Origin of the sequence: Alcaligenes endophyticus (assembly GCF_026344035.1) — a bacterium.
GTDB classification, from domain to species: Bacteria; Pseudomonadota; Gammaproteobacteria; order Burkholderiales; family Burkholderiaceae_B; genus Alcaligenes; species Alcaligenes endophyticus.
On sequence record NZ_JAPKND010000001.1, the window covers coordinates 949,275 to 957,418 of the forward strand.

An 8,144-nucleotide genomic window follows, 5' to 3' on the forward strand; every position below is an offset into this window, starting at 1 on the left:
TAACTAATGTAATTGAATTTACACCGAGAAATTATATTTACACCTGTGGATAGCCACTAGAGAGCTGGTTGTGCAAAAGCTGTGGACAAATTATGCATAAGTTATGATTTTACGCTAAGAGCTAAACTTACTCAATATCTGTACATATTTGTGCGCACATTAACCCACAATTTTTTTTCAGCTAAGTACTTGATTTTTATCATTGTTAGTGACTTGATAGAGTTATCCACAGACACCCATTAATCATTACCATATATATACATAAGATTAATAAATAATAACTGTACTACATGAAAAAAAAAGAAAATTTAAACGGAAAGTTTAACTAAAGTCGAGTATTCATGTTTAATATCGCTGTATTTTTATCAAGAAAAATAATTATTTTCAAAAATAATGCTAAAAAATTAGCTATAAAACATTATATTTATTGACAAACTAAATAAATGTAAAAAAACAAAATGTAGTTGATCAGTACACCAACAACAGCAAGATGTAGTTACATACTGTTTCAAAAATAATGCCTGTGGATAAGCTCTAGAGAGCAGCTTGTGTAAACTTTGTGGATAGTTTGGGCATAAGCATCTACTAACTCTTAAGTGCTAAAGTTGTTAGGTTTTCATCCACTTCTAAGCTAGTACATTATCCAACTCAAAACATGCCTATAACTGCTTGATTTTTATAGTTATTTAGGACTTATTCTAGTTATACACAAGGTTCCATTAGTATAATCAACATAAATATTAATAACTTTTAAAATGAATAACTTAGCTACGGTAGCGAAAAATTATCAGACTTCAAATGCCTGCCAAACTGAGCTAAGATTCAACTCATCGAATTTTCAAGGAACAAAGTGGCATGGTTGATGTTCACCAGGTGGGGTTTGTGATTCAGAAAGTACGTGTCAACGTTTCAAGTCGACGTGATTGATTTATCCACAGAGGTGTGGATAAGAAATTAGCTGAGCGAAGAGATTAACTGTGTTTTTTTACAGCCATAAGCGATAGGAATATGCGTAAAAAATATATATTAAATTCAATGAAATCAATGACTTATATTGTCCCATTATTGGGATAATCAGAATTAATCGATTCAAGCATATCGTTGCCACGAATCGGATAATACAACTAGCGAAAGAAAACTAGTTTTTATCCACATCTGCCCTTGGATAACTTCCGTTTTTTACACTGATAGGATTAGATGCTTAGTTAGCCAACTTTACGAATCAGTTCTTCTAGTGCTTAAGTGCTTCCTGACACGTAAGATCTCCCCAAAGTTATTAACAGCAGTTAATCATGCGTGTAGATAAGTATGTTCGACTAAACCTGCTTCACGCGTCACAAAACAGGGTCTGTGTGCAACAAAGGAGTGAGTTTGAATGATGCGAGGCATGCTTTGCTGATTACAGGGAGAGCTAGGATGAGTGGTAGCTTCAATCGTCTTACGACTTATCCACATTTTTCAGACAAAAAAAACTGGTACCAGCTTGCGCCAGCACCAGTGTTAATGAGGAAGAGAAAAGGGTTAAAGTTGTATCAACTTTTCTATTGCTTGGTCTAACGTGTGGTCTTGCTTAGCAAAGCAGAATCGAATTAGTTGCTGATTAGAACTTTCTGCCTGAGGGTCCTGGTAAAAAGCCGAAACTGGGATTACCCCTACGCCGTGTTCTTTTGTTAGCCACACTGAAAAATCAAACTCATTCATTTCAGAAAGGGCGCTGTAGTCCGCGAGTAAAAAGAAGGTGCCTTCACTAGGGAGTACGCGAAACTTGGAAGAAGATAAGCCTGCTATTAAACGATCGCGCTTGCGCTGATAAAAAACAGGTAGTGCAGCATAGTTGTTCGGATTTTGTAGAAATCTGCTCAAACCTTCTTGTAAAGGGGTGGGCACAGTAAAAACGTTGAACTGATGAACTTTTCGTATTTCTAAACTTAGCTCTTTGGGTGCGCAGCAATACCCTACTTTCCAACCAGTAGCGTGAAAAGTCTTTCCAAACGAAGAAACGATAATGGAACATGCCGCCAGGGCAGGGCGAGTAGCCATGCTTAAATGTGACTCACCATCAAACACTAGATGTTCATATACTTCATCAGATAAAATTAAAATATTATGCTTTTTAATAATATTTTCTAGGGCATCTAGATCAGAGGCATCTAGTGTGATCCCGCTGGGATTATGTGGGAAATTGATAATTAGTAAACGGGTTTTAGAGGTGATAGCAGCCTCTACCTTATTCCACTCTACAGAATAGCGGCCCGACGGACCTTGTGGCGGTGTCATCGAGACAGGAACAGCTCTGCCCCCAGCCAGTTCGATAGCGGGTAAATAAAGGTCATAGAAAGGCTCAATAACAATGACCTCATCACCTTGATGTACAAAAGCTAAGATAGAGGACATCAGTGCTTCGCTCGCACCGCTAGTAACGGTTATCTCAGTATCAACATCATAGGTGTGCCCATATAAAGACTGTACTTTATTACTGATGCGTTCACGTAAACTCAGTAAACCGGCCATAGGGGGATATTGATTCATGCCATCCAGCATGGCTTGATGGACGTGATCAATAAGTTCACGCTCAGGGTTAAAATCAGGAAAGCCTTGTCCCAAGTTGATTGCTTTATGCTCGGTGGCGAGTTGGCTCATCAGCGTAAAAATAGTAGTACCTACGCTAGGCAGCTTTGACTGAATTTTCATGTGAATACTTTCTTATCCTAACTGAATAGTTAATGCGGTAAATCATATTATTGCTTGACTGAAGGTGGGGCGCTGCAAAAGTAAAAGTTGAGTTGTTACGGCTATGGCATTTATGCATCAAATAGCGGTAGAACTTCGCTTGAGTAACCGGCGAGTGGCTCTTTTACTGTGGGTACGGGTTTATAATCCTTACTGTAGCCGTTGTCGGTGTTGAAGCATCTCTAAAACCATGCATTTATGCTCGACGTAATCGCAGCGTCGGTTCGGTTATCCACATTTTTTAGCGGTCGTGGTTTCACAAGCTTTCCAGGCCTAGTTCAGCCTCGGGAATTCTAACACAAGCTAGTTAAGCCTTGATAAGTAAGCGCTTCTGTAGATTTTTTATATTTCAGCAATAAAAAGAGATTAACTAAGCTCTTTGAAACGCCGTGTTTTTTTATCAGAAAACGCGTTTTCTCCACAAAGTTATCCACAGTATGTTTTGTTCCACGTGGAACTCCTTACATTGTTGTTTCACGTGGAACTTTACTGAGGTTTAGGTTTCACGTGAAACAAGCGCAAAAGCGTATAATGTTTTTTTTGCCAGTTATATTTCAATGAATTATCCAGATCAGTACGACGTCATCATTATCGGTGGTGGGCATGCGGGAACTGAAGCTGCTTTAGCTGCAGCTCGTATGGGTATGTCTACCTTATTGTTGACGCACAATATAGATACCCTAGGACAAATGTCTTGTAATCCATCTATCGGTGGAATTGGAAAAGGACATCTAGTTAAAGAAGTAGATGCCTTAGGTGGCGCCATGGCTTTAGCTACAGATGAAGCGGGGATTCAATTTAGAACGTTGAATAGCTCTAAAGGGCCCGCCGTGCGAGCAACCCGAGCACAAGCTGACCGTTCCTTATATAGACAAGCAATCCGCAAGCGGCTGCAGAATCAGAAAAATCTGAGTATCTTCCAACAATCAGTTGACGATCTTATTCTAGATGGCGATAGAGTAGTAGGGGCGGTCACACAGTTAGGATTACGCTTTAAAGCTAAAGCAGTGATTCTTACAGCGGGTACATTTTTGAATGGCAGGGTTCATGTAGGGCTGAATAATTACTCTGGCGGCAGAGCCGGTGATCCTCCGGCCATCAGTCTTGCAGCAAGATTAAAAGAGCTTGCGTTACCACAAGGCAGATTAAAAACAGGGACTCCGCCGCGTATTGATGCCACCTCTATAGATTTTAGTAAGTTAGAGATGCAACCTGGGGACCTAGATCCTATTCCTGTGTTTTCTTATATAGGTAAGGTGGAGATGCACCCACCACAGATGCCTTGTTGGATCACGCACACTAATTCTCGCACTCACGACATTATACGTTCTGGCTTAGATCGATCTCCTATGTATAGCGATCAAGGCACTATTGAGGGCATTGGTCCCCGTTATTGTCCGTCAATTGAGGACAAAATACATCGATTTGCAGACAAATCCAGTCATCAGGTTTTTTTAGAACCTGAGGGTTTAAGTAGTACTGAAATTTATCCGAATGGGGTCTCGACAAGCTTACCGTACGATATTCAAATCGCTATGGTCCAAAGCTTACCTGGCTTGGAGCAGGCTCGTATTATGCGGCCAGGTTATGCCATTGAGTATGATTACTTTGACCCACGAGCTTTAAAACCTAGCTTAGAAACAAAACAGATACAGGGTTTGTTTTTCGCCGGACAAATCAACGGAACAACTGGTTATGAAGAGGCTGCGGCTCAAGGCTTATTAGCTGGCCTTAATGCTTGTTTACAAATACAAGGGAAAGAGCCGTGGACGCCTAAAAGAAACGAAGCCTATTTAGGCGTATTGGTGGATGACCTCATTACTAAAGGTGTTACTGAGCCATATCGCATGTTTACCTCTAGGGCAGAATATCGCCTGAGCTTACGTGAGGACAATGCGGATAGTAGATTGACCGAAATCGGTCGACAGTTTGGCTTAGTAGATGATATTCGTTGGGACAGGTTTAACCGTAAACGTGATGCCGTTGCACGTGAAATAGAAAGGCTAAAATCAAGCTGGGTTAACCCTCGCTCTTTTCCTGCTGAAAAAGCCGTGCCATTTTTAGGTAGAGCGATAGAGCGGGAATACTCATTTTATGACTTATTGAAGCGTCCCGAAGTTCGGTATGAGCAGATTATGGCTCTGCGTAATGCGGATGAGCAGTATTACGTTGGACCAGGTTTGGATGATAAAGAGTTTATCGAACAAGTAGAAATACAAGTTAAGTATGCTGGCTATGTGGCACGCCAGCAAGACGAAGTAAATAAACAGTCTGTCCTAGAGGAAATGGTAATCCCGGCTTCAATGGTGTATGACGATATTAAAAGCTTGTCTATCGAGGTGCGTACTAGGCTTAAAGCGGCACAGCCGCAAACTGTTGGGCAGGCGAGTAGAGTTCAAGGGGTAACGCCGGCTGCTATTTCCTTATTATTAGTCCATGTGAAGCGGATGCAGCGAGGAAAAAAAACAGCATGAAAATGGATTTTACAAAACGTCTACACCAGGCATGTGAAGAGCTTGAGTTATTTCTATCAACGGATCAACAGAAAACGTTATTGCGTTATATAGAGCAGCTCGCAAAATGGAACAAGACCTATAATTTGACAGCGCTTAGGGATCCAGAACAAATGTTAATCCAGCATTTGTTTGATAGTTTGTCTATTATCAAGCCTGTTAGTACCTATGCAGCTGAAAAAGACTTAAAATCCCTAAATATTGTAGATGTTGGATCTGGTGCAGGCTTACCGGGAGTAGTGTTAGCCATAGCCTGTTCCACGTGGAACATCACTTGCATTGACGCGGTCGAAAAAAAAATGGCCTTCGTGAAACAAATGGCAGGTGTATTAAGTTTAAGTAATTTACAGGCTAGACATACGCGGGTCGAAGAATTACCTAGCTTGAATGCTGATTTGATTACATCTAGAGCATTCTCCTCGTTACTTGATTTTGTTAAGCTGGCTAGTAAACACGTGAAACCCGGAGGGATGATGTTAGCCATGAAAGGCAAACACCCTCTAGAGGAAATTGTAGAGTTAGAGTCTGGCAGTACATGGAAGGTCTCTACCATTGAACCCCTTATCGTGCCTGAATTAGCGGCACAACGCTGCCTAGTATGGTTGTCTAGCGAAGGATCATTATGAGTAAAAGTGCTGTTAATAAACACAGTGCCTATGTTTTTTGCATTACAAATCAAAAAGGCGGTGTAGGGAAAACAACCACTGCAATTAACTTGGCAGCGGCACTGTCCATGTTAAAAAAGCGTGTTTTGTTAATTGATCTTGACCCGCAAGGTAATGCCACCATGGGTAGCGGCATAGATAAAAATGCGGCAGCGATTAATCTGTATCAAGTGTTAATTGGCACGGAAGGTATCAAAAATGCACGTCAACGATCTGAGTCGGGGGGGTATGATGTGCTGCCTTCCAACCGCGAGCTGTCGGGGGCTGAAATTGATTTGATTCAAATGGAAAAGCGTGAGCAACAGCTTAAACAAGCGCTTGCCGATGTGTCAGATGATTACGATTTTATTTTGATTGACTGTCCGCCTACACTGTCTTTATTGACGTTGAATGGTTTAGCTAGTGCCCATGGGGTCATTATTCCTATGCAGTGCGAATATTTTGCGCTAGAGGGATTGTCTGATCTGGTCAATACAGTTAAGCGGGTTTACCGTAATATCAATCCCGATTTACGTTTGATTGGTCTGTTACGCGTGATGTTTGACACCCGAGTTACTCTTCAGCAGCAAGTTTCTGCACAGATCGAAGCACATTTTGGTGATAAAGTGTTCTCCACTATAGTGCCACGTAATGTACGTTTGGCTGAGGCCCCCAGTCATGGCTTGCCTGGTGTCATTTACGATCCGTCTTCGCGTGGTGCCAAGGCGTATATGGAATTTGGCCGTGAACTCATTAAGCGTCTTAAAAAAGAAGCACAAGCTAAATAAGATGAAAGTAGTCGAATTAGGAAAAATAAATGGCAACGCGTAAACCTAAAGGTCTTGGTCGTGGACTGGATGCACTGCTTGGAGCTGATGTATCCGCCATTACTGCGATGGAGCAAGGAACGGTGGCTAAAACCACGCTTCCTTCCACATTGCCGATCAATAAGTTGAAAGCGGGCATATACCAGCCACGTACACGTATGGATGAGGGGGCCTTAAATGAGCTAGCTGACTCCATTCGTACTCAAGGGGTGATGCAACCTATATTGGTGCGGCCCTTAAGCGGAAAAGAAAAAGGCAAATACGAAATTATCGCTGGTGAGCGCCGTTTTCGTGCTTCCCAAATAGCGGGGCTTACCGAGGTTCCTGTCCTTGTACGAGAAGTAGGGGACGAGAATGCCGCTATTATGGCGCTGATTGAGAACATTCAGCGCGAAGACCTTAACCCTTTAGAAGAAGCGCAAGGGGTGAAACGTTTATTGGACGAGTTTGGCTTAACACACGAACAAGCTGCTCAAGCAATAGGGCGATCTCGTTCGGCCACGAGCAATTTATTACGCCTACTTAATTTAACTGAAGCAGTTCGAATTATGTTGTTGGCCGGCGATATTGATATGGGCCATGCCAGGGCCTTATTGTCAGTCGATGCTGCCAATCAGATACTCCTGGCGAATGAGGTGATTGCCCGGCGTTTATCCGTCCGAGAAACGGAAAGGCTAGTTTCTAAAGCATTGTTAGACGAAGACAGTAGAACGGCCAAAAGCGGTAAAAATAAAGAAAACCCCGTGCAAGCCGATGTACAACGCTTTGAGAAGTTACTGTCAGAACATTTGGGTACTAAAGTAAGTGTCAAAGTAGGTGCTAAAGACCGTGGTCAATTGTTGATTGCTTTTCATGGGTGGGAGCATTTAAACGATTTACTTGAAAAACAGGGTTTAGCGAATGTTATACAGAATGATGAAACCGCTGATTAAAAACACAGCTAAATGTGCTTGAAATTGAAGAAAACGATGGAAGTCATCTTTTTTATTAATTAAAAGGTGTTTTTTCACGAAAGTGCTTGACAGTAGCGGTGAAGATGTCCATAATTTGAAATTCGCTTCCGGTGGGATGTCCGAGTGGTTAAAGGAGGCAGACTGTAAATCTGTTGACCCTGCGTCTACGTTGGTTCGAATCCAACTCCCACCACCAAATACTTGTCAACGTCGATAATCTACTTATCGACGAGGCTGGGTGAAGTAAGAATTGCGGGTGTAGCTCAATGGTAGAGCAGAAGCCTTCCAAGCTTAAGACGAGGGTTCGATCCCCTTCACCCGCTCCAAATATGCTCTTGGCTGACACTGGCTAATAGCAGTTGCCCATGTGGCTCAGTGGTAGAGCACTCCCTTGGTAAGGGAGAGGTCACGCGTTCGATCCGCGTCATGGGCACCACAACATTCCTCTATATATCGCTCTATACCTTCAGGAGTCCG

At 42.2% G+C, this 8,144-nt stretch carries 5 protein-coding genes and 3 tRNA genes; 7 read left to right on the forward strand and 1 reads right to left on the reverse strand.

Going from position 1 to position 8,144, the window contains the following annotated elements; genetic code table 11:
• Positions 1-1,521 precede the first annotated feature (1,521 nt).
• Positions 1,522-2,691, reverse strand: coding sequence for a methionine aminotransferase (locus tag OSH01_RS04355; RefSeq protein WP_266122820.1), 1,170 nt, complete (start codon positions 2,689-2,691; stop codon positions 1,522-1,524).
• Between the two features lie 596 nt (positions 2,692-3,287).
• Here OSH01_RS04355 and mnmG point away from each other — a divergent pair.
• The 7 genes from mnmG to OSH01_RS04390 all read left to right on the forward strand — a co-directional run bounded on the left by mnmG (position 3,288) and on the right by OSH01_RS04390 (position 8,103).
• Positions 3,288-5,204, forward strand: a complete 1,917-nt coding sequence (gene mnmG / locus OSH01_RS04360; RefSeq protein ID WP_266122821.1) for a tRNA uridine-5-carboxymethylaminomethyl(34) synthesis enzyme MnmG — start codon at positions 3,288-3,290, stop codon at positions 5,202-5,204.
• A complete protein-coding gene (gene rsmG, locus OSH01_RS04365; RefSeq protein ID WP_266122822.1) occupies positions 5,201-5,869 on the forward strand; it encodes a 16S rRNA (guanine(527)-N(7))-methyltransferase RsmG in 669 nt (222 codons plus the stop codon). The genes mnmG and rsmG overlap by 4 nt, the downstream gene beginning before the upstream one ends.
• On the forward strand, positions 5,866-6,675 hold the full coding sequence (locus OSH01_RS04370; protein WP_266122823.1) for a ParA family protein: 810 nt from the start codon (positions 5,866-5,868) through the stop codon (positions 6,673-6,675). The genes rsmG and OSH01_RS04370 overlap by 4 nt, the downstream gene beginning before the upstream one ends.
• Before the next feature lie 29 nt (positions 6,676-6,704).
• A complete protein-coding gene (locus OSH01_RS04375; protein ID WP_266122824.1) occupies positions 6,705-7,646 on the forward strand; it encodes a ParB/RepB/Spo0J family partition protein in 942 nt (313 codons plus the stop codon).
• A 130-nt stretch (positions 7,647-7,776) separates the two neighbouring features.
• Positions 7,777-7,863, forward strand: a tRNA-Tyr gene (locus OSH01_RS04380).
• Positions 7,864-7,919: 56 nt separating this feature from the next.
• Positions 7,920-7,993: transfer RNA gene (locus OSH01_RS04385), tRNA-Gly, on the forward strand.
• Positions 7,994-8,028: 35 nt separating this feature from the next.
• Positions 8,029-8,103, forward strand: a tRNA-Thr gene (locus tag OSH01_RS04390).
• The last annotated feature ends 41 nt before the right edge of the window (positions 8,104-8,144 follow it).